Origin of the sequence: Pectobacterium carotovorum, from assembly GCF_900129615.1 — a bacterium.
Taxonomy (GTDB): Bacteria; Pseudomonadota; Gammaproteobacteria; order Enterobacterales; family Enterobacteriaceae; genus Pectobacterium; species Pectobacterium carotovorum.
Genome location: NZ_FQWI01000002.1, coordinates 74,624 through 95,618 on the forward strand (window position 1 = coordinate 74,624; position 20,995 = coordinate 95,618).

Sequence of the window (20,995 nt, forward strand, 5' to 3'; positions counted from 1 at the left end):
TGACCTCTTACTGCGCCTGAACCCGCAGCTCGGCTGCGGAACGACTACGGTGACCCAACAATGCCTTCACATCACTTGACTTCGGTTTCACCAGAGCAAATTTCGGTGCCCAGGTCGGCCAGTTAGCGAGGATCTCTTCTCCGCGGTGTGAACCGGTATTCTGTACATGCTCGGTGATCAGGCCACGCAGATGCTCTTCATGAATAGCCAGTTCTTCGACATCCAGCACTTCCACCAGTTCCGGGTTAACGCGTTTGCGGAATTCACCGTCTTCATCCAGCACGTAGGCGAACCCACCGGTCATACCTGCGCCAAAGTTCACGCCAGTACGGCCCAGCACGCAGACGATACCGCCCGTCATGTATTCACAGCCGTTATCGCCGATGCCTTCTACCACGGTGATACAGCCGGAGTTACGTACGGCGAAACGCTCGCCTGCACGGCCTGCGGCAAACAGCTTACCGCCAGTCGCGCCGTAGAGGCAGGTGTTACCGATGATGCTGGCTTCGTGGCTGCGGAAGGCGGAACCCACCGGAGGACGTACGGAGATGCTGCCGCCCGCCATGCCTTTGCCCACGTAGTCGTTGGCATCGCCAGTTAATTTCAGCTCCACGCCGCCTGCGTTCCAGACGCCAAAGCTCTGTCCTGCGGTACCGGAGAAGTGCGCTTTAATCGGATCGCCCGCCAGTCCTTGATCGCCATGTTTCTCGGCAATCGCACCGGACAGCGTCGCGCCGACGGAGCGATCTGTGTTACGGATATCGAAGTAGAGCGCTTTGCCCTGCTTCGAATCGATATGCGGCTGTGCCTGAGCCAGCAGCTCTTTGTTCAGCAAGCCTTTATCGAACGACAGATTGCTTTCCGTGCAATACAGCGCTTTGCCCGGCTGAGGCTGTGCTGCGTGCAACAGCGGAGACAGATCCAGCTTGTTTTGTTTCGCACTGAAACCGTCCAGCTCAACCAGCAGGTCGGTACGACCAATCAGATCCACCAGACGGCTGACGCCCAGTTCTGCCATCAACACACGAGTTTCATGCGCGATGAAGTGGAAGTAGTTGGTTACACGCTCAGGCAGGCCGTGGTAGTGATCGCGGCGCAGCTTCTCATCCTGCGTTGCAACGCCTGTCGCACAGTTATTCAGGTGACAGATACGCAGGTATTTACAACCCAGCGCCACCATCGGTCCGGTGCCGAAGCCGAAGCTTTCCGCGCCGAGAATCGCCGCTTTGACGATATCCAGACCGGTTTTCAAGCCACCGTCCACCTGAAGGCGGATTTTGTGGCGCAGACCGTTGGAGACCAAAGCCTGCTGCGTTTCAACCAGACCCAGTTCCCACGGGCAACCCGCGTATTTCACGGAGGACAGCGGGCTGGCACCCGTACCACCGTCGTAGCCGGCGATGGTGATCAGGTCGGCATACGCCTTGGCAACGCCCGTAGCGATAGTCCCGACGCCCGGTTCGGACACCAGTTTTACCGAAATCATCGCTTTCGGGTTGACCTGTTTCAGATCGAAAATCAGCTGAGCCAGATCTTCAATAGAGTAAATATCGTGGTGCGGCGGTGGTGAAATCAGCGTCACGCCCGGCACGGAATAACGCAGACGAGCAATGTACGGCGTGACTTTATCACCCGGTAACTGACCGCCTTCGCCCGGCTTCGCGCCCTGTGCCACTTTAATCTGAATCACATCGGCGTTAACCAGATAGGCTGGCGTCACACCAAAGCGGCCAGAAGCAACCTGCTTGATACGGGACACTTTATTGGTGCCGTAACGCGCTGGATCTTCGCCGCCTTCACCGGAGTTGGAGAAACCGCCCAGTCCGTTCATCGCTTCAGCCAGCGATTCATGGGCTTCGGGGCTGAGTGCACCGATGGACATGGCCGCGGTATCGAAGCGTTTGAACATTTCAGAGGCCGGTTCAACGCTGTCGATCGCGATAGCCGCACCTTCCTGCGGTTTCAGTGCCAGCAGGTCGCGTAAGGTCGCTGCTGGGCGCTCGTTAACCAGTTTGGCGTATTGCTCGTAATCGCTGTACTCACCGGATTTCACTGCGGTTTGCAGCGTGGTGACGACATCCGGGTTGTAGGCATGGTATTCGCCGCCGTGAACAAATTTCAGCAGGCCGCCCTGTTCCAGCGTTTTACGTTTCAGCCAGGCACGCTTAGACAGGTTCAACAGATCCTGTTCGAAGTCGCTGTAGTTTGCCCCGCCGATGCGGCTGACGACGCCCAGGAAGCATTGCGTCGACACGTCTTTATGCAGGCCCACGGCTTCAAACAGCTTGGAACAGCGATAAGACGCAATCGTCGAGATGCCCATCTTGGACATAATCTTGTACAGGCCTTTGTTGATGCCGTTACGGTAGTTCAGCATCACGGCACGATAAGGTTTGTCGATGGTGTGGTTATCCACCATCCGCGCCAGCGTTTCGTAAGCGAGGTAAGGGTAGATAGCCGTCGCACCAAAGCCTAACAGCACGGCAAAGTGGTGCGGATCGCGCGCACTGGCGGTTTCGACAATGATGTTGGCATCACAGCGCAGGCTCTTTTCGACCAGACGGCGCTGAACCGCGCCCACGGCCATCGGCGCAGGGACAGGCAAGCGTGATTCGCTAATGCCACGGTCAGACAGCACCAGCAGAACGGCACCGTCTCTGACTTTGCTTTCAGCTTCGTCACACAGTTTCTCGATGGTCTGTTGCAGCGTTTGCTGCGACGGATCAAACGTCAGATCCAGCGTGTCGGCGCGATAGTGCAGCTCATCCTGTGACGTCAACTGTGTGAAGTCGGAGTAAAGCAGGATCGGCGATTTAAAGCTCAGACGGTGAGCCTGACCTTCGGCTTCACAGAAGACGTTCATTTCACGGCCAATGCTGGTCGCCAGTGACATTACATGTGCTTCGCGCAGCGGATCGATCGGCGGGTTGGTGACCTGCGCGAACTGCTGACGGAAGTAGTCATAAATGATGCGTGGACGGCTGGACAGCACGGCGAACGGCGTATCATCGCCCATCGAACCGGTGGCTTCCTGACCGTTTTCGCCCAGCACGCGGATGACCTGATCCAGCTCTTCGCTGCTGTAACCGTACTGTTTCTGGAAGGTCTCCAGCAACTCATCGTCGAATTCACGGCTGCCAACCTGATCGTCTGGCAACTCTTCAAACGGCACCAGACGCTTAACGTTTTTCTCCATCCACTCTTTGTAAGGGTGGCGGCTTTTCAAATCGTCATCGGTTTCGGCGGAGTGCAGGATGCGGCCACTGCGGGTGTCGATCACCATCAGCTCGCCCGGACCGACGCGGCCTTTCTCAACCACTTCGTCCGGCTGATAATCCCATATACCAACTTCAGAGGCACAGGTGATCAGCTTGTCTTTAGTAATGACGTAGCGTGCGGGGCGCAGGCCGTTACGATCCAGGTTACAGGCCGCATAGCGCCCGTCGGACATAACAATACCGGCCGGGCCATCCCACGGCTCCATGTGCATGGAGTTAAAGTCGAAGAAGGCGCGCAGTTCAGGATCCATATCCGGGTTGTTCTGCCAGGCTGGCGGAACCAGCAGGCGCATGGCACGGATGATATCCATCCCGCCGCTCAGGAACAGTTCCAGCATGTTATCCAGCGAGCTGGAGTCAGAGCCGGTTTCGTTGACGAACGGCGCAGCATCCTGCAAATCTGGGATCAGCGGGGTTTTGAATTTGTAAGCACGCGCGCGAGCCCACTGGCGGTTACCCGCGATGGTGTTGATCTCGCCGTTGTGTGCCAGATAGCGGAACGGCTGCGCCAGCGGCCAGCGTGGAACCGTGTTGGTTGAGAAGCGCTGGTGGAACAGGCAAATTGCTGACTCCAGACGCAGATCGGCCAGATCGAGGTAGAAGCGCGGCAGATCCGCCGGCATGCACAGACCTTTATAGATCGTGACCAGATTAGAGAAGCTACAAACGTAGAACTCTTTATCTTCAATGCGCTTTTCGATACGGCGACGTGCCATGAACAGGCGACGTTCCATATCACGTTGACGCCAGCCAGCCGGGGCGTTAACGAAAATTTGCTCGATACGCGGCATGGACGACAGGGCAATTTCCCCCAGTACATCCGGGTTGGTTGGAACTTCACGCCAGCCCAGTACGGACAGCGTTTCGTTCTGCAACTCTTCTTCTACAATCCGACGCGTGGCGCGAGCCAGTTCTTCGTCTTGATTGAGAAACATCATGCCAACGGCGTAGTTTTTGGCTAAACGCCAGCCGTGCTCTTCCGCCACCAGACGAAAGAAACGATCGGGCTTCTGAAGTAATAAACCGCAGCCGTCGCCAGTCTTGCCGTCAGCAAGGATTGCGCCACGGTGCTGCATGCGTGCGAGTGCGTGAATGGCAGTACGCACTACTTTATGGCTCGGCTCACCTTCTATATGGGCGATTAATCCGAAACCACAGTTATCTCTCTCTTGGGATGCATCGTACAACATGTTAGTGAACCTCCCCAGGCTCTGTGTGACTCTCACAACCTACTGCGAGAAAGCACCGTGGCGTTGAGCGGCTAGTATTACGCTCTCTTCTTCGGCCTCTCGTGACGGTCTCACAAGTGGTAAATGACTTGTTTTTAGAGGGAGTCTTCATTTACTGCATAAATATGACGAGTTGTGTACCCGTCAGGAAAGCTTCCAGCGGATCCCCAAATTAGCGAGAAAGCCTGTTCAGGTCAAATACCAGTGTAAAATGTGCTGATAAGCGATAATTTTTAATTATACCTATGAAATATAATGATTTTTTTAGAAAAACAATCTCGGTAAATGAATATGGCGTTTAATTGAAGTGTGAGCTGTATCACTATACAAAAGCGTGAGAACCCTTCTCCGTGCTACGTTCTTTCTGTGTTGCAGCATATTGTGCTGTATATGGCTACTTTTAGATTTTATGAAACTATTTTTAAGTATTGCTTCATCTTTTCATTAAGCGAGCATGCGGGATAAGAAAAATTAATTAACACGGATGTGAGTTTATTTTCACTAAAAGCGAATAAAAATGCATTTCATTGGGATGTGTGTGATTGATCGCGGTCATCGCGAAGGGGGCGAGAGAAAGGTAGTCTGCTGTTCCTCAAGGGAGCAGGTTAGAATATGCAATTGCAAAAATTAATCAATATGTTTGGCGGAAATCTTCAACGCCGCTATGGCGAGAAGGTTCACAAGCTGACGTTGCACGGCGGATTTAATTGCCCAAACCGTGACGGGACGCTGGGGCGGGGCGGTTGTACGTTCTGCAATGTGGCCTCGTTTGCCGATGAGCAGATGCAGCAGCGCAGCATTGCACAACAGCTGGAAGCGCAGGCGGGAAAGGTGAACCGAGCCAAGCGCTATCTGGCGTATTTTCAGGCGTATACCAGCACCTATGCCGAGGTTCAGGTGCTGGAAAGCATGTATCAGGAAGCGCTGAAGCAGGCCGAAATGGTGGGGCTTTGTGTGGGCACTCGCCCCGACTGCGTGCCCGATGCGGTGCTGGATTTGCTGTCCCGCTATCATGAACAGGGTTATGAGGTCTGGCTGGAACTGGGGCTGCAAAGCGCATGTGACAAAACGCTGCACCGGATTAATCGTGGTCATGACTTCGCCTGCTATCAGGAAACCACCCGCCGTGCGCGTGAGCGCGGGCTGAAGGTGTGTAGCCATCTGATTGTGGGTTTACCGGGAGAGGACGCACAGCGCTGTTTATCGACGCTGGAGCAGGTTATCGAGACCGGCGTGGAAGGCATTAAGCTCCATCCTCTCCATATCGTGGAAGGCAGCACGATGGCGAAGGCCTGGCGAGCCGGAAGGCTGCCCGAGCTGGCGCTGGATCGCTACGTGGAGACAGCGGGAGAGATGATTCGCCATACGCCGCCGGATGTGATTTATCACCGCATTTCCGCCAGCGCCCGCCGTCCGACCCTGCTGGCCCCGCTCTGGTGTGAAAACCGCTGGACGGGCATGGTCGAGCTGGATCGCTATCTGCAAACGCATGGCGTACAGGGTTCCGCGCTGGGCACGCCCTACCGCTACGCTAGTATGTAATGCGTCAAAAGACACGAGCAGTAGAGGCTGATATTTCGTGTTGTGAATCTACGGGGTAGCGCCGTATAAGTCGCTATTTTACGTTATGATGCGCGGGTTGGTGACTAAGGGAAATCGCTATGAAGCAAATTCGTCTGTTGGCGCAGTACTATGTTGATTTGATGGTAAAACTGGGGCTTGTCCGTTTTTCACTGCTGCTGGCCTCGGTATTGGTGCTGCTGGCGATGGTGGTGCAAATGGCGGTCACCCTGTTGCTCAGCGGGGAAGTCGAAAATATCGACGTCGTCCGCTCCATTTTCTTCGGGCTGTTGATTACGCCCTGGGCCGTTTATTTTCTCTCCGTGGTGGTGGAACAGCTCGAAGAGTCGCGCCAGCGGCTGGCGAAGCTGGTGGCGAAACTGGAAGAAATGCGCCACCGGGATCTGGAGCTGAATGCGCAGCTTCAAGAGAATATCGCGCAGCTCAATCAGGAAATCGCCGACCGTATCAAAGCGGAAGACGCGCGTGTGCTGGTGATGAGCCGACTCAAAGAAGAAATGTCCCGCCGCGAACAGGCGCAGATTGAGCTGGAGCAACAGTCGGCGCTGCTGCGCTCGTTCCTCGATGCTTCGCCGGATTTGGTTTACTACCGTAACGAAGAGAAAGAATTCTCCGGCTGCAACCGTGCGATGGAACTGCTGGTGGGCAAAAGCCAGAAGCAGCTCATTGGCCTGACGCCGCAAGATGTTTACGCTCCCGATATTGCCGAGAAAGTGATGGAGACGGACGAAAAAGTGTTCCGTCACAACGTTTCTCTGACCTATGAACAATGGCTGGTTTATCCCGATGGCCGTAAAGCCTGTTTTGAGCTGCGCAAGGTGCCGTTTTATGACCGAATGGGCAAACGTCACGGGCTGATGGGATTTGGACGCGATATAACGGAGCGTAAGCGTTACCAGGACGCGTTAGAGAACGCCAGTAGGGAGAAGACCACCTTTATCTCAACTATCAGCCACGAGCTTCGTACGCCGCTTAATGGCATTGTCGGGTTAAGTCGCATCCTGCTGGATACTCAACTCGACCCTGAGCAGCAAAAATACCTGAAAACCATCCACGTCAGCGCGATTACGCTGGGCAATATCTTTAACGACGTAATCGAGATGGACAAACAGGAGCGCCGCAAGGTGCAACTGGATAACCAGCCGATCGATTTCACCGGTTTCCTGGTGGATCTGGAAAACCTCGGCGGCCTGCTGGCGGAGCCGAAAGGCCTGAAGCTGATTATGGACCAGCATCAGCCTCTGCCGCAGAAAGTCATGACTGACGGAACGCGCCTGCGGCAGATTCTGTGGAACCTGCTCAGTAACGCGGTGAAATTCACGCCGAAGGGTGAGAACGGCAAAAAAGGCGAAATTGTGGTGCGCGTCTGGCATGAAAAGGGCGATCGCCTGCGCTTTGAGGTGGAAGATTCCGGGATGGGTATTCCGGCGGATGAGCTGGAAAAAATCTTCGCCATGTATTATCAGGTCAAAGACCAGCACGGCGGGAAACCCGCAACGGGCACGGGAATTGGTCTGGCGGTGTCGAAGCGTCTGGCACAGAACATGGGGGGCGATATCCAGGTTTCCAGCACGCAAGGCAAGGGGTCCTGCTTTACCCTGACGGTGATTGCACCGAGCGTCGATGAAGTAGGAAATGGCCTAGATGATGATTTGCCGTTACCGGCGCTGCACGTTCTGCTGGTGGAAGATATCGAACTGAACGTGGTGGTCGCGCGTTCGGTGCTGGAAAAACTGGGGAACAGTGTGGATGTCGCGATGACCGGACAGGAAGCGCTGGACATGTTTGATCCCGATGAGTTCGATCTGGTGTTGCTCGATATCCAACTGCCGGATATGACCGGGCTGGACGTGGCGCGTCAGCTGCGTTCACGCTATGGCAAACGTAGCATGCCGCCGCTGGTGGCGCTGACGGCGAACGTGCTGAAAGATAAACGTGAATATCTGGATGCGGGTATGGATGACGTGCTCAGCAAGCCGCTATCGGTGCCAGCGCTGACGGCCGTCATCAAACAATTCTGGGATACTCATACGGCGTGGACGGAAGAGCTGGTGATTGAGGAAGGTGATGAAATGGCAAATGCAGAAGACGATCTGCTGGATATCCCAATGCTGGAACAGTATCTGGATTTGGTGGGGCCGAAATTGATCCACCAGAGTCTGGAGATGTTTGAGCAGATGATGCCGGGCTATCTGGCGATTCTGGATTCCAACATGACGGCGCGCGACCAGAAAGGCATTACGGAAGAAGGGCACAAAATTAAAGGGGCGGCGGGTTCCGTCGGGTTACGGCATCTACAGCAAGTTGCCCAGCAGATTCAGACCTCATCGCTACCGGCATGGTGGGATAACGTGCAGGAATGGGTTGATGAGCTTAAGCATGACTGGCGTCATGACGTTCAGGTACTGCGTGATTGGGTTGCAAAAGCAGAAAAAGAATCCTGATACGGTCTGTTGCAGCCACAGGGGCGTGGCGAGCAAAACGGTTAGAAAATTTTTTTCGTCTCACGCGATATCATGCAAAAAGTGCAAAACGACGTCAGATAAAACAGCGTCAGATTAAGTGGTGTTTACGATTGAAGAGGGGTCGGGGATGCGAGGGTTTGCACGTTTTCATACGGTAGAAAAAAATGACCCCGGCCGAAGCCGGGGTACGCGAATTATGCGCCAACACCAGGGAAAACATGCACCTGCATTTAGATCTCAGGGTTTGTAAACTCGCAAGTGCGGATATTCGTGTCTTAACTATGTTCTTACTACCAACGTTCTTACTAGTACAATTTACAACAGCGACTAAAACCTCGCTACTGTACATCTTCATCAAGCAACAAAATAGCAAATGTAGAAATCTTTGTTACAAGAATCATTAAAATGTGTGATGTAGATTAGTGTTTGTCAATTAAAAAATCAATTAGTTGATGTAATGAAATGAAGGAAAAGATGATGAAACGAGTCGGCATTGTCCTTAGTGGCTGTGGTGTTTATGACGGTTCCGAGATTCATGAAGCCGTATTGACGTTACTTGCGCTGGATCGCGCGGGCGCACAAGCGGTTTGCTTTGCGCCAGATAAGCCACAATTACAGGTGGTTAATCACCTCACGGGTGACGTAACTGGTGAGAATCGCAACGTTTTAGCAGAATCAGCACGGATCGCCAGAGGAAAAATCCAGCCGCTTTCTACCGCGAATGCACAAGACTTAGATGCACTGATTGTGCCGGGTGGTTTTGGCGCTGCGAAAAATTTAAGTGACTTCGCAACGCAAGGAACGGCGTGTCAGATTGATGAAACGCTGCAATTGCTCACACAGGAAATTTATAAGCAAAATAAACCAATTGGTTTTATTTGCATCTCACCTGCGCTGCTGCCGACGATTTTGGGTGTACCTGTTCGCGTAACCATTGGTAACGATATTGATACCGCTGAGGCCGTTGAGGAGATGGGCGGTATCCACGTTGTTTGTCCGGTCGATGATATCGTGGTTGATGAGGAACATAAAATCGTGACGACACCAGCCTATATGCTGGCTAACTCCATCAGCGAAGCGGCAAAAGGCATTGATAAGCTCGTTGCCCGCGTATTGGATCTCACCGAATGAGGTGGAACCGAGGGCGTGGAGGCTTACTCACGTGGCTGAAGCGCCTGATTGTTCGGAGTGTGTTGGTCGTCATCGGTGCGTGGCTGGCAGGCATTGTGTTGTTTTCCTTCCTGCCCGTACCGTTCTCTGCGGTGATGGTCGACAGGCAGATCAGCGCATGGTTGAAAGGCGAATTCTCCTACGTTGCCCATTCGGACTGGGTTGCGATGGACGATATTGCACCGGAAATGGCGCTGGCGGTGATAGCGGCGGAAGACCAAAAATTCCCTCAGCACTGGGGCTTCGATCTTGATGCGATTGGTCAGGCATTGAAGCACAACGAGCGCAACACGCAGCGGATTCGCGGTGCGTCTACGCTGTCACAGCAGATGGTGAAGAACCTGTTCCTGTGGGATGGGCGTAGCTGGGTGCGCAAGGGGCTTGAGGCAGGTATTACCACCGGGGTTGAGCTGGTCTGGACGAAACGGCGGATTCTGACCGTGTATCTGAATATCGCCGAATTTGGCCCCGGGATTTTTGGCGTGGAAGCGGCTGCCAGACGTTATTTCAATAAATCGGCCAGCAGGCTGACGGCAAGCGAATCCGCTTTGTTGGCGGCGGTGCTGCCAAACCCGATTCGCTTTCGTGCAAATGCGCCCTCCGGCTACGTGATTCAACGCCAGCAGTGGATTTTACGCCAGATGCGACAGATGGGCGGCGACGCATTTTTGCGAGATAACGATCTGTTGTGAGGTAACAATCTGAATTAATTCGCCTTGTTCGTTTAGTATACCGAGGAATTTTCGCGTTAACGGTCGTGTTTTCGACATTAGGAGAAAGTATGCGGTTACGTTATTGGTCAGGTTTACTGGTTGCATTGTGTTGTGTGGCTTCTGTTGCCCGTGCGGACGCGGAGCCTAAAGCTTCACCCCCCGATAATCCCTACGCCTTCTTGCAGCAGCCTCCGCTATCCTCGGTAAAACAGCAGTTACAGCAGAAAACGGAAAAGCCGCAGACGCGAATGGCGTACGAGCAGCTTATTTCGGAAGCCGATCGCGCACTGAAAAGTGATAACCCTAGCGTGACGGAAAAGAAATCCACGCCACCCAGTGGTTCAAAGCATGATTATTTGAGCCTCAGCGCCTACTGGTGGCCCGATCCCGACAAAGCTGATGGTTTGCCTTGGATTCGTCGTGATGGGCAGGTAAACCCTGCCAGCAAGGATGAAGAGACTGACGGTGTTCGGCTGGCGAAATTTACCGCCCAAACGCAGGCGTTGACGCTGGCGTGGTATTTCTCTGGCAAACAGGCTTATGCCGATAAAGCCATGTCGATGATCCGTACCTGGTTTATCGACCCCGCTACGCGTATGAACCCTAATCTCGACTTTGCGCAGGGTGTGCCGGGCATCGCGCCGGGCAGGGGCTCAGGCGTGCTGGACGGGCGCTATTTTTCCACCCGCATTGTCGATTCGCTGATTATGCTGCGTCAGGCTCCGGGCTGGACGACGCAGGATGAACAGCAGATGCAGAAATGGATGAGCGATTATCTGCACTGGCTGCAAACCAGCAAACTGGGGAAAAAAGAGGCAACGGCCCAGAATAACCACGGTAGCTGGTATACCGTACAGGTTGCGGGGATCGCCTGGTATCTGGGGGAAATCGACGTAGTGAAGTCCATGGCGCAATTGCAGCGGGAGAAATTGGATCACCAACTGCAACCAGATGGCGCTCAGCCGGAAGAGCTGGCGCGTACCCGTTCTTTCCATTACAGCTACTTCAACCTTCAGGCGATAACGGATATGGCGATGCTGGCTTCCCGCGTCGGGGAGAATATCTGGCAGTACCAAACGCCGACGGGAAGCAGTGTGATAAAGGCGCTGGATTTTATGGCACCGTATCTGGATGAAAATAAAGCGTGGCCGCGCAAGACGATGGACAGGCAAAGCAGCCGCCTTATCCCGCTGCTATTACAGGCAGAACGTGGCTTGAAAACGCCGCGTTATCAGGCGCAAATCAAGCAGGCGGGCTTTGCGGAATTGCTTACCGGTGAGGCTGGCGTGCGTGATAAAGAACCGAGTCATATCAGCGTTGAAACCCGCCGTGCGCTCTGGCTGCTTAATTCTGTTACGCCATAATTTTCTTGAGCCCCGGTCTCATCGGGCAAAGATATACGTCCCTGAACTGGGATAAAAAGCGCAGAGATAAAAAAACCGCTGATGTCGTCATCAGCGGTTTTTTGTTTTTTAAAGAAAAAAGCGCGTTATTGCAGGTAGGTGAAGGCCGTCGTTACATGCTTCACGCCGCCAACTTTACTGGCGATTTCTGCGGCGGAGGTGCCTTCACGCTGTGTCACCAGACCTAACAGGAAGACTTCGCCGTTTTCCGTTGTGACTTTGACGTTAGAGGATTTAACTGTGTCGCTCGCCAGGATCTGTGAGCGCACTTTGGTGGTGATCCAGGTATCCATGGAGGCGGTTCCCATTGAAACCGGCGTACCTTGGCGTATTTCGTTGTAGACTTCGGCTGCGCCTTCCACGCCGAGGGCGATTTGCTTAGCCCGGCTTGCCATTTCTGTGCTCGGTGCTTGCCCTGTTAACAATACTTTCCCCTGATAAGCTGTTGCAACGATACGGGCCTCTTTTTTCAGTTGCTCGTCTTTGCTGATTGCATTCGTCACGCGGACTTCCAGTGTGCCATCGTCAACCTGCGTGCCTACGGTACGCGGGTCCGTGGCCGTTTTGGTTGCCACAGCACTGCCAACAGCAACAACCCCGACACAGCCTTGTAGCAGCAGGGCGATAGACAGCACGGCAAATGCAGAACTTATCCTCATGTAGTGCTCCTTCAATCGTTCTGGTGTGGAAAAAGTGTGTTATCAATTAAATCGCACAGGCAATTTACTGTCAGCATGTGCATTTCCTGAATACGAGCGCTGCGGTGTGACGGAATGCGAATTTCCACATCCTGAGGCCCGAGCAGCCCGGCCAGTTCTCCGCCATCGTAGCCGGTCAGAGCGACAATCGTCATGTCGCGGGTAACAGCAGACTCTACGGCTTTAACAATATCGCGACTGTTACCACGGGTTGAAATTGCCAGTAGTACGTCGCCAGCCTGACCTAACGCTCTGACTTGTTTGGCATAGACCTCTTCATGCAAACGGTCATTGGCTATCGCAGTTAAGACCACATTATCCGCATTAAGTGCGATAGCCGGTAAGCTTGGGCGCTCTGCTTCAAAGCGGTTAATCATGCTGGCGGCAAAATGCTGTGAATTGGCTGCCGATGTTCCGTTACCACAGCACAGAATTTTGTTGCCGTTTAGCAGAGACTGCACCATCGCAATCGCGCCGCGGGAAATGGCGTCTGGCAAGGCTTCTGCCGCTGCAATCTGCGTTTGAATACTCTCGGTAAAACAAACTTTTATTCTATCCAGCACGTTGAATTAACCTACGTAAATTGAAGTCCATCAAGGATGGGCTATCCCAGAGTGGGATACCCGTCATACTTCGAGTTGCATGTGCGTTGGCTACGTTTAGTCACCCGAATCACTTACCTGAGTAAGTTCATCGGGATTCCTTCTCTTGCCGCCTGCCTGAAACTTGAATTATTTAGGGTATAAAAATGTTATCCCTGTGCGGTGAAGGCGTTAGGGAGCCAGTCGAACTGTTCGCCCGTAATTGCCAGCACGTCAAAACGGCAATCCACTGTGTCAAAGCTGGCACCTCGCTGCGCCAACCACACGGCGGCGGCGTGCAACAACCGCTGCTGTTTGCGTCGGGTGACGCTGGCTGCTGCATCGCCAAAATGGGCGTTGCGCCGATAGCGCACTTCAACAAACACCCAAATATGGCGATCGCGCATGATCAAATCCAGTTCACCGCCGCGTAGCGTAACATTCGCCGCGGTGAAGGTCAGGCCCGCGCGTTCAAGATAACGCCGGGCTTGTTGTTCGTAAACTGCGCCAGCCGCTCGCTGATTCAGAGAACGGGCACCAGTTGGCCCTGACGATATTGCTGCCAGGTTAGCTGTCGATTGATGGTGCAATCCGGCCCTGAACTCAGCATTCCTGTTGCCCCAGGAATTTGGTGTCCTGGAATCTGGCGCATTTCACCGAAGTGGCTGGCGAGCGTCCAGGCATCCATCCCCATCGCATACAGGCGGACTAACGAGTAATCGTTTTTAAACTGGCTGCTGACCTGCTGCATCAACGCCGGGTTAGCGCCGGCTAACAGCGGAATATCGCTGAACTGCAACCCTTCCATTTCGAGACGGAAGTCAGGGCCTAAGCCTGCCTGGAAGCTACGTGAGCTGGCGTAGAGCGCCGGACGTGCGCGTGACGTGGTGCGCATATCAATCATCGGCTTAATCAGCGCCAATTCATCTGGCGTTGCGATGATATAGACCGCATCGATATTACCGCTGACGGATGAAGTGGACGTAGGCTGAACCTGAGAGGGGATGGTTAAGCCGCCGATAGTGGTGCCCGACGGTGCCTGCTGCTGCGACACGTTAACGGGTTGACCGCTCAGGCTTAAGCCCGCGCCACTATTGATGGCCTGCTTTAATTCCGCCGTGTTGCCAAAGCGCTGTTGCAGCGAGCTGGTGCCGCTTTGCTGGTTCCAGGCCTGCGCGAAGGCGTTGATGATACGGTCGCCCAGCGCACCGCGAGGGGCTAAGACCAGCGGCTGCTGTTTACCCTGCTGATGGATAAATTTTGCCGCGTCTCGGGCTTCATCCTCTGGAGAGAGGGCGAAATAGCAGATGTTAGGGCTATTTTCGACGTGTTCCGGCTGGTTCAACGCCAAAATATTCAGCGGTGACTGACTGTTCGCCAACTGATCCACTTCATTTTTCAGCAACGGACCGATGACCAGCGATGCACCATCCTGTTGTGCCTGCGTGAGAATATTCGCCAGCGGCTGTGAAGAGGTATCATACACTTTGACCGGGAGTGAGCTGGACAGCCCAGCGCTGGTCGCCTGTGCTTCCGGTGCAGGCGTCGGGGAGGCTACCGCCTGATCGCTGTACGGTGCGGGCGATTGGGAACTCTGACCCTCTGACGGTGGGGTAACCTGTTCGGCTTGCGTGGCATCCGCTGACGGTGCGACAGGGGCAGAGACGGCTGCGGTGGCTATCTGGCCGTTCTTTGCTGCGTTAAAGCCTTGTTGGATGGCATTGGCGAAAACCTGCGCCTGACCATTTAGTGGCAACAGCAATGCGATGCTGTTCACCGATGACTGCTGATAGTTAATGACCTGATTCAACTGCGTAGGCAGCGTTTTTGCAGCAGGATGGTGCGGATAGCGGGTTTGCCAGTCCTGAATCGCGCTTTTTAACTGATCGGGAGAAGTACGGTTATCCTGATAGTTATTGAGCAAATCGACCCAGCCTTGCAGCACATTTTCATTCGCATTAATCAGCAGCGAGTTCGACTCCTGCGGTGACATTTGCGTCAATGCCAACCAGGTCTGATCGAGGTTCATCTGATGCTCGTCACCTTTCAGCAGCGGCTCTTGAGCGATATAGGCCCGAAGCAGCTCAATGGAAGGACGACCTTGTGCTGTTTTGATTTGCGTCTGGTAGTAACGCTGTTTCTGCTGATCGGAAAGTGCGCCCACATCAAGCTGGCTCAGTGCCGCTTTGGCCGCATCCATATTGTTTTGGGCGACGGACAGTTCCGCACTGAGTAACTGCTGTTCTTGCTTTTGCGCTGCGCTCAATTTTTCTGGCAGCGCATTGAACTGCTGGCTCGCCTGAGGGGCTTTCCCTTCCTGTAGCAGGGAACGAATAGCAAGTAATTGCCAGTCAGCCTTGTTATTATCGCTGCTTTGCTGCATCTGCTGCAGATAATAATCGGATGATGCGTCAGCTTTGCCCTGAACCTCGGGTGGCGGGCTCTGCGGTGCATGGCTTGGACAGCCTGCGAGAAACAGTGCCGCTAACAAAACAGGGATAACACGCCCTGCCTGGGTACGGACGAAATGAAAGGGAAGCATACTGTATCCAGTGATTTTTTTTAAAGATGCTCAATATTAAATCGGCAACCCGGATGAAACAATGAATCAAGACCAACAAGCAGACATTTCTGCATCTACCCTCTACATTGTCCCCACGCCAATCGGCAATCTGGGCGACATCACGCAGCGTGCGCTGGCGGTATTGGCGAGCGTTGATCTGATCGCCGCAGAGGATACCCGCCATACCGGTCTGCTGTTACAACATTTTGCGATTAATGCGCGACTGTTCGCATTACACGATCACAACGAACAACAAAAAGCGGATGTGTTGCTGGCTAAATTGCAGTCAGGACAAAGCATCGCGCTGGTTTCTGATGCGGGCACGCCGCTGATTAACGACCCCGGCTACCATTTGGTTCGACGCTGCCGTGAAGCAGGCGTTCGCGTGGTGCCGCTGCCGGGCGCGTGCGCGGCGATCACTGCGCTCTCCGCGTCCGGTTTGGCGTCTGACCGTTTTTGCTATGAAGGTTTTCTGCCCGCCAAAACGAAAGGGCGTAAAGATAAGCTGCGTGAGCTCGGAGAAGAAACCCGCACCCTGATTTTCTATGAATCCACACATCGTCTTTTGGACAGCCTGCAGGATATCAGCGAAGTACTGGGAGCCGAGCGCTACGTGGTGTTAGCCCGCGAAATCACTAAAACTTGGGAATCTATTCACGGCGCGCCCGTGGGCGAACTGCTGGCCTGGGTGAAAGAAGATGAGAATCGCCGCAAAGGGGAAATGGTGCTGATTGTGGAAGGGCATCAGGTTGATGACAGCGCGCTGTCGGCAGAAGCGTTGCGCACGCTGACGTTATTGCGTGCCGAGCTGCCGCTGAAGAAAGCGGCCGCGCTGGCGGCTGAAATTCACGGCGTGAAGAAAAACGCGCTTTACCGCTACGGGCTGGAGCAGGAAGGCGATAGTGGTGAATCGGGGGATGACAAGTAGGGCAATTTACCCTATTATCCGCGCCGGAGTTGACCAGACAGTCGCCGCTTCACTGCCGTCCCTTTCGGGGGAGACAGGTGGAGGGGAGGAAAGTCCGGGCTCCATAGGGCAGGGTGCCAGGTAACGCCTGGGAGGCGCAAGCCTACGACTAGTGCAACAGAGAGCAAACCGCCGATGGCCCACGCAAGTGGGATCAGGTAAGGGTGAAAGGGTGCGGTAAGAGCGCACCGCGCGACTGGCAACAGTTCGTGGCACGGTAAACTCCACCCGGAGCAAGGCCAAATAGGGGTTCACATGGTACGGCCCGTACTGAACCCGGGTAGGCTGCTTGAGCCAGTGAGTGATTGCTGGCCTAGATGAATGACTGTCCACGACAGAACCCGGCTTAACGGTCAACTCCCTTCATCATGAAACCCCGCTTCGGCGGGGTTTTGCTTTTTATGAAAGAAAGCGGCTTAACGGTCAGTGTAAAACGACGCTTAGGAAATACTATAATGAGTGCTTTTAAAAGTGCTATTATTAGTATGTTTAAGTCACCTTTGACTAACCGAATTGAGTGAATGAAATTATGGCTTTCAACATCCTGACTAACACAGCCGCCAGTATTACTGAGTTGAAACGTGACCCGATGGGGACGGTACGGGCTGCTGAAGGTGAAACTATCGCTATACTGAACCGGAATGAGCCGGCGTTCTACTGTGTGCCTCCTGCCGTATTCGCTTATTTAATGGAACTGGCTGAAGATGCCGAACTGGGGCGTACCGTTGATGACCGGATGTCAGAACTAGCTGACGCGGAAGAGATTTCGCCCGATGACCTATAAGTTAAAATTTGTGCCTTCTGCATTGAAGGAATGGAAAAAATTAGGGCACCCTGTCCGGGAGCAGTTCAAGAAAAAGCTGGTTGAGCGTTTGGAAAATCCTCATGTTCCTTCAGCCCAACTTCATGGCCGTAAAGACCAGTATAAAATTAAACTGAAGTCCGCTGGCTACAGGCTGGTGTATTTGGTCCAGGATGAGACCATTACTGTGATGGTTATGGGCGTTGGAAAGCGCGAAGGTAGCCAGATTTATTCTGATACGAAAGGTCGTTCTGCTTAATCTGGTCTTTTATGAGTCCAACCCCTTGTCGATATCTTTTCTTGCCGCATTATACCTTTCAAATTAATTGATGTTCTCCATCACATAACTCTGACTTTTTCTGTGTCATAAAGCGCGTAAAGTAAGGCCATCGCGTGCGGCTGCACGCTCGCTGACATCTTTCAGAGGATATGACTATGAACAACACTTCCCGGATGCCTGCACTGTTCCTCGGCCACGGTAGCCCGATGAACGTGTTGGAGAGCAATGTGTATACTCAGGCATGGCAAACGCTGGGTGAGACGCTGCCGCGTCCAAAGGCGATTATCGCGGTTTCCGCCCACTGGTATACCCGTGGTACGGCCGTGACGGCGATGGAAAACCCGCGCACCATCCATGATTTTGGCGGCTTCCCGCAGGCGCTGTTTGATACCCAGTATCCGGCACCCGGTTCGCCTGAGTTGGCGGCGAGAATCCAGCAGGTGCTGGCGCCGTATCCCGTTACCGCCGATCAAAGCCAATGGGGGTTTGATCACGGCTCTTGGGGCGTGCTGATCAAGATGTATCCCGATGCGGATATTCCCGTTGTGCAACTGAGCGTGGACGGTACGCAGCCTGCTGCGTATCACTATGAATTAGGGCGCAAGCTGGCGGCACTGCGTGATGAAGGCTTCATGATTGTGGCCAGTGGCAACGTCGTGCATAACCTGCGGATGGTGAAATGGGACGGTGATGCAGAGCCGTATCCGTGGGCCGTCTCGTTCAATCAATTTGTGCGTGATAACCTGACTTATCAGGGCGACGACCATCCGCTGGTTAATTTTATGCAGCATGACGGTGCCGCATTATCCAACCCGACGCCCGATCACTATTTCCCGCTGCTTTATGTGCTGGGAGGTTGGGACGGCAAAGAGGCAATCAGTATTCCGGTCGATGGGCTTGAAATGGGATCGCTGAGTATGCTGTCGGTGCAGGTGGGGTAATCCGCTTTTGCGGCAGAAATGAGTAAGGCACGGTTCTCACCGTGCCTTATATACTCGTCATACTTCAAGCTGCATGTATGTTGGCTGCGCTTAAATACTCGGCCCGTCGTGGGCCTCGCCCTAAAGGGCCGCTGCTGGCAGCGTTCAAATCTGCTCCCGGCAGATTTGTCACCCGAATCACTTACCTGAGTAAGCTCATCGGGATGTCTTCTCTTGCCGCCGCCATGCAACTCGAATTATTTAGAGTATATTCTGATGCTTAATCCAGAATGGTATGCGGATAGAAGCGCGAGAGATCCTGTGTGATCAGAGCGCGATCTTCACGTACGCCGATACCACAAGGTTGATCGTTCACCAGCCAGCTACCAATCAGCGTGTAGCTGTCGCCGAATTTCGGTAGTTGATGGTACTGCTGGACGATCATCCCTTCTTCGCCGTAAGGGCCGTCGGCTGACGCAATCTCTTTGCCGTTTTCGACGATCTGGATGTTCGCCCCTTCGCGTGAAAACAGCGGCTTAATAACATAGCTGTCCAGCTCAGGGTGTTCATCCTCCGCGAAGTAGGCAGGAAGCAGGTTGGGGTGGTTCGGGAACATTTCCCACAGCATCGGCAGCAGCGCTTTATTGGAAATGATGCTTTTCCAGGCCGGTTCCAGCCAGCGCACGCCCGCATCTTCCAGCTTGGTGGAAAACATCTCGCGCAGCATGAACTCCCACGGATACAGCTTGAACAGATTACCAATCACCTGATTTTCAGGATCGGTAAACTGACCTTTCTCACCGAGGCCAATTTCCTCAATGTACAGAAACTCGCTCGGCAGACCGGCTTCCAGCGCGCAATCCTGAAGGTATTGCACTGTGCCGCGATCTTCTTCCGTATCCTGACAGCAGGCGAAATGCAGCAAGCCGAAGCCGTGATTCAGTTTTAGCTCTTCAAAGCGTTCGATCAGCTTTTCCTGAATGCTGTTGTACTGGTCAGAATTCTGCGGCAGATTTCCGGCGTTGATTTGATCTTCCAGCCAGAGCCACTGGAAAAAGGCCGCTTCGTACAGCGACGTCGGCGTATCTGCATTGTTCTCCAGCAGTTTTGCTGGGGATTTTCCGTCATACGCCAGATCGAGGCGTGAATACAGCGAAGGCTGATTGGTACGCCATGAATGTCTGACGAATTCCCAGGTGTGTTTGGGAATACGGAATTTGGCAAGCAGCGCGTCGCTGTTGACGACTTTTTCCACCACCTGCAGACACATCTGGTGCAGTTCTGCTGTGGCTTCTTCCAGCTCTTCGATCTGAGCAAGCGTGAATTGGTAGTAAGCCTCTTCGCTCCAGTAGGGCTCGCCATACATGGTGTGGAAACGAAAACCAAATTCGGTGGCTTTTTCCTGCCAGTCAGGACGCGCTGTAATATCTATCCGCTTCATTCAATACGCCTCAGCCGCCCATGCTACGGGAAGAGCTGGAACTTGAACTGGCGCTGCTACGCTGCATGCTGTTTTGCTTCGCGACGGTTTCACCAAAGCCACCGCGCGTGATGGTCGAGGTGGTTGCAGGCTTCGGCGCCAATGCGGTTTTAGGCACGGTCATTGATCGACCTGTCGTTGCGTTGCCGTAGTTTTTACCCGCAGCATCAACGAACTGACCATTGGCCGGGCTGGCTGGCGTTTTTGGACTGAACAGCGGCTGCTGTGCGAAACCAGCGCCGCCACCCATCATTCGGCCCATCATGTAACCCGCCATCAACGGCATCCAAGACATACCGCCGCCCTGCTGCGATTCTGCTGCCATACCGGCCTGTGCCGGTGCAGGTGTTTGAGTACACTGCGCTTCGCCAAATTCTGCTACGCAGTCTTCTTTCGTGGCGTATTTTGGTGCCGTTTTTTCTGCTTCTTTTAACGCATTATTGTACGCAGTGGTGCACTGGGCTGCCATTGACGGGTTCGCTGACGAACAGTCATCCGCATTCTGGTAGAGGGAGACGGTTTCATCAGTTTGCTCGCAGCCCGCGAGGAAAAATACGGCGCTGACGGCCAAAGCAACAGGTGCCAGACGGTGCGTCCGCCATTCCTTGCGGAACGTTTCCTGATTAATATTTTTTGTACGTTTCATCGTGTTTATCCCAGAGCAAAGCATCACGGCCAATAACAAATAAGTGTGCCTAAGAATAGGGGAACGCTGCTTGAATTTAAAGCGGCAATAGGTGTAACGGGAGGGGTCTTTACGTTGCTATACATTCTGTTGTGCAACGTTTCGCTTTATTGCGAAAGAAGGCGGTTTCTGTGTTCTGGTGCCGTCGCGTTATTTTGTGGAAAAAGCGCGGGTATAAAA

The 20,995-nt window shown here is 53.7% G+C and carries 16 protein-coding genes and 1 other RNA gene; 10 read left to right on the forward strand and 7 right to left on the reverse strand.

The window, feature by feature from the left end:
• Window positions 1-7 precede the first annotated feature (7 nt).
• On the reverse strand, window positions 8-4,468 hold the full coding sequence (gltB, locus tag BUB06_RS04625; RefSeq protein ID WP_039470353.1) for a glutamate synthase large subunit: 4,461 nt from the start codon (window positions 4,466-4,468) through the stop codon (window positions 8-10).
• A 651-nt stretch (window positions 4,469-5,119) separates the two neighbouring features.
• Between gltB and mnmL the strand changes: the two genes are divergently transcribed.
• From mnmL to BUB06_RS04650, 5 genes are all read left to right on the forward strand, one after another.
• Entirely contained in the window at window positions 5,120-6,049 is a 930-nt protein-coding gene (mnmL, locus tag BUB06_RS04630; RefSeq protein WP_010296700.1) for a tRNA modification radical SAM protein MnmL/YtqA, read from the forward strand.
• A gap of 119 nt (window positions 6,050-6,168) precedes the next feature.
• Complete coding sequence (arcB, locus tag BUB06_RS04635; RefSeq protein ID WP_039470355.1) at window positions 6,169-8,532, forward strand: aerobic respiration two-component sensor histidine kinase ArcB; 2,364 nt, start codon at window positions 6,169-6,171, stop codon at window positions 8,530-8,532.
• A 498-nt stretch (window positions 8,533-9,030) separates the two neighbouring features.
• Window positions 9,031-9,684: an isoprenoid biosynthesis glyoxalase ElbB gene (gene elbB / locus BUB06_RS04640; RefSeq protein WP_039470356.1), complete on the forward strand. Its 654-nt coding sequence runs from the start codon at window positions 9,031-9,033 to the stop codon at window positions 9,682-9,684.
• On the forward strand, window positions 9,681-10,415 hold the full coding sequence (gene mtgA / locus BUB06_RS04645) for a monofunctional biosynthetic peptidoglycan transglycosylase (protein ID WP_010296708.1): 735 nt from the start codon (window positions 9,681-9,683) through the stop codon (window positions 10,413-10,415). Before elbB ends, mtgA begins: the two co-directional genes overlap by 4 nt.
• An 89-nt stretch (window positions 10,416-10,504) precedes the next feature.
• On the forward strand, window positions 10,505-11,800 hold the full coding sequence (locus BUB06_RS04650) for an alginate lyase family protein (RefSeq protein WP_039470357.1): 1,296 nt from the start codon (window positions 10,505-10,507) through the stop codon (window positions 11,798-11,800).
• A 125-nt stretch (window positions 11,801-11,925) separates the two neighbouring features.
• Here the strand turns inward: BUB06_RS04650 and dolP are convergent, their stop codons facing one another.
• The 4 genes from dolP to BUB06_RS04670 form a co-directional block, all read right to left on the reverse strand.
• On the reverse strand, window positions 11,926-12,498 hold the full coding sequence (dolP, locus tag BUB06_RS04655) for a division/outer membrane stress-associated lipid-binding lipoprotein (RefSeq protein WP_010296714.1): 573 nt from the start codon (window positions 12,496-12,498) through the stop codon (window positions 11,926-11,928).
• A gap of 11 nt (window positions 12,499-12,509) precedes the next feature.
• Window positions 12,510-13,100, reverse strand: coding sequence for a DnaA initiator-associating protein DiaA (gene diaA, locus BUB06_RS04660; RefSeq protein ID WP_005975525.1), 591 nt, complete (start codon window positions 13,098-13,100; stop codon window positions 12,510-12,512).
• Between the two features lie 188 nt (window positions 13,101-13,288).
• Entirely contained in the window at window positions 13,289-13,645 is a 357-nt protein-coding gene (locus BUB06_RS04665) for a YraN family protein (protein ID WP_039470998.1), read from the reverse strand.
• Complete coding sequence (locus tag BUB06_RS04670; RefSeq protein WP_039470358.1) at window positions 13,642-15,660, reverse strand: penicillin-binding protein activator; 2,019 nt, start codon at window positions 15,658-15,660, stop codon at window positions 13,642-13,644. Before BUB06_RS04670 ends, BUB06_RS04665 begins: the two co-directional genes overlap by 4 nt.
• Before the next feature lie 61 nt (window positions 15,661-15,721).
• Between BUB06_RS04670 and rsmI the strand changes: the two genes are divergently transcribed.
• From rsmI to ygiD, 5 genes are all read left to right on the forward strand, one after another.
• Window positions 15,722-16,609 carry a 16S rRNA (cytidine(1402)-2'-O)-methyltransferase gene (rsmI, locus tag BUB06_RS04675; RefSeq protein WP_039470360.1) on the forward strand — a complete coding sequence of 296 codons (888 nt, stop codon included), beginning with the start codon at window positions 15,722-15,724 and terminating at the stop codon, window positions 16,607-16,609.
• 25 nt (window positions 16,610-16,634) lie between these two features.
• Window positions 16,635-17,013, forward strand: an RNA gene (gene rnpB, locus BUB06_RS04680) — RNase P RNA component class A.
• Window positions 17,014-17,177: 164 nt separating this feature from the next.
• Window positions 17,178-17,432 carry a type II toxin-antitoxin system Phd/YefM family antitoxin gene (locus tag BUB06_RS04685; RefSeq protein WP_039470361.1) on the forward strand — a complete coding sequence of 85 codons (255 nt, stop codon included), beginning with the start codon at window positions 17,178-17,180 and terminating at the stop codon, window positions 17,430-17,432.
• Entirely contained in the window at window positions 17,422-17,709 is a 288-nt protein-coding gene (locus BUB06_RS04690; protein ID WP_039470363.1) for a type II toxin-antitoxin system RelE family toxin, read from the forward strand. The genes BUB06_RS04685 and BUB06_RS04690 overlap by 11 nt, the downstream gene beginning before the upstream one ends.
• A 176-nt stretch (window positions 17,710-17,885) precedes the next feature.
• Entirely contained in the window at window positions 17,886-18,671 is a 786-nt protein-coding gene (gene ygiD, locus BUB06_RS04695; RefSeq protein WP_039470364.1) for a 4,5-DOPA-extradiol-dioxygenase, read from the forward strand.
• Window positions 18,672-18,930: 259 nt separating this feature from the next.
• On the opposite strand, the gene BUB06_RS04705 is transcribed toward ygiD, so the two are convergent.
• Together BUB06_RS04705 and BUB06_RS04710 are read right to left on the reverse strand one after the other, a co-directional pair.
• A complete protein-coding gene (locus BUB06_RS04705) occupies window positions 18,931-20,091 on the reverse strand; it encodes a glutathionylspermidine synthase family protein (protein ID WP_010297418.1) in 1,161 nt (386 codons plus the stop codon).
• A gap of 10 nt (window positions 20,092-20,101) precedes the next feature.
• A complete protein-coding gene (locus BUB06_RS04710) occupies window positions 20,102-20,776 on the reverse strand; it encodes a DUF1190 family protein (RefSeq protein WP_010297420.1) in 675 nt (224 codons plus the stop codon).
• Window positions 20,777-20,995: the final 219 nt, after the last annotated feature.

What these genes read in the sequence shown, in the direction of transcription:
- mtgA (WP_010296708.1), top strand. Translation starts at nt 9,681, where the DNA reads ATGAGGTGGAACCGAGGGCGTGGAGGCTTACTCACGTGGCTGAAGCGC.
- BUB06_RS04670 (WP_039470358.1), bottom strand. Translation starts at nt 15,660, where the DNA reads ATGCTTCCCTTTCATTTCGTCCGTACCCAGGCAGGGCGTGTTATCCCT.
- ygiD (WP_039470364.1), top strand. Translation starts at nt 17,886, where the DNA reads ATGAACAACACTTCCCGGATGCCTGCACTGTTCCTCGGCCACGGTAGC.
- BUB06_RS04650 (WP_039470357.1), top strand. Translation starts at nt 10,505, where the DNA reads ATGCGGTTACGTTATTGGTCAGGTTTACTGGTTGCATTGTGTTGTGTG.
- BUB06_RS04705 (WP_010297418.1), bottom strand. Translation starts at nt 20,091, where the DNA reads ATGAAGCGGATAGATATTACAGCGCGTCCTGACTGGCAGGAAAAAGCC.
- gltB (WP_039470353.1), bottom strand. Translation starts at nt 4,468, where the DNA reads ATGTTGTACGATGCATCCCAAGAGAGAGATAACTGTGGTTTCGGATTA.
- dolP (WP_010296714.1), bottom strand. Translation starts at nt 12,498, where the DNA reads ATGAGGATAAGTTCTGCATTTGCCGTGCTGTCTATCGCCCTGCTGCTA.
- arcB (WP_039470355.1), top strand. Translation starts at nt 6,169, where the DNA reads ATGAAGCAAATTCGTCTGTTGGCGCAGTACTATGTTGATTTGATGGTA.
- BUB06_RS04710 (WP_010297420.1), bottom strand. Translation starts at nt 20,776, where the DNA reads ATGAAACGTACAAAAAATATTAATCAGGAAACGTTCCGCAAGGAATGG.
- BUB06_RS04690 (WP_039470363.1), top strand. Translation starts at nt 17,422, where the DNA reads ATGACCTATAAGTTAAAATTTGTGCCTTCTGCATTGAAGGAATGGAAA.
- mnmL (WP_010296700.1), top strand. Translation starts at nt 5,120, where the DNA reads ATGCAATTGCAAAAATTAATCAATATGTTTGGCGGAAATCTTCAACGC.
- elbB (WP_039470356.1), top strand. Translation starts at nt 9,031, where the DNA reads ATGAAACGAGTCGGCATTGTCCTTAGTGGCTGTGGTGTTTATGACGGT.
- BUB06_RS04685 (WP_039470361.1), top strand. Translation starts at nt 17,178, where the DNA reads ATGGCTTTCAACATCCTGACTAACACAGCCGCCAGTATTACTGAGTTG.
- rsmI (WP_039470360.1), top strand. Translation starts at nt 15,722, where the DNA reads ATGAATCAAGACCAACAAGCAGACATTTCTGCATCTACCCTCTACATT.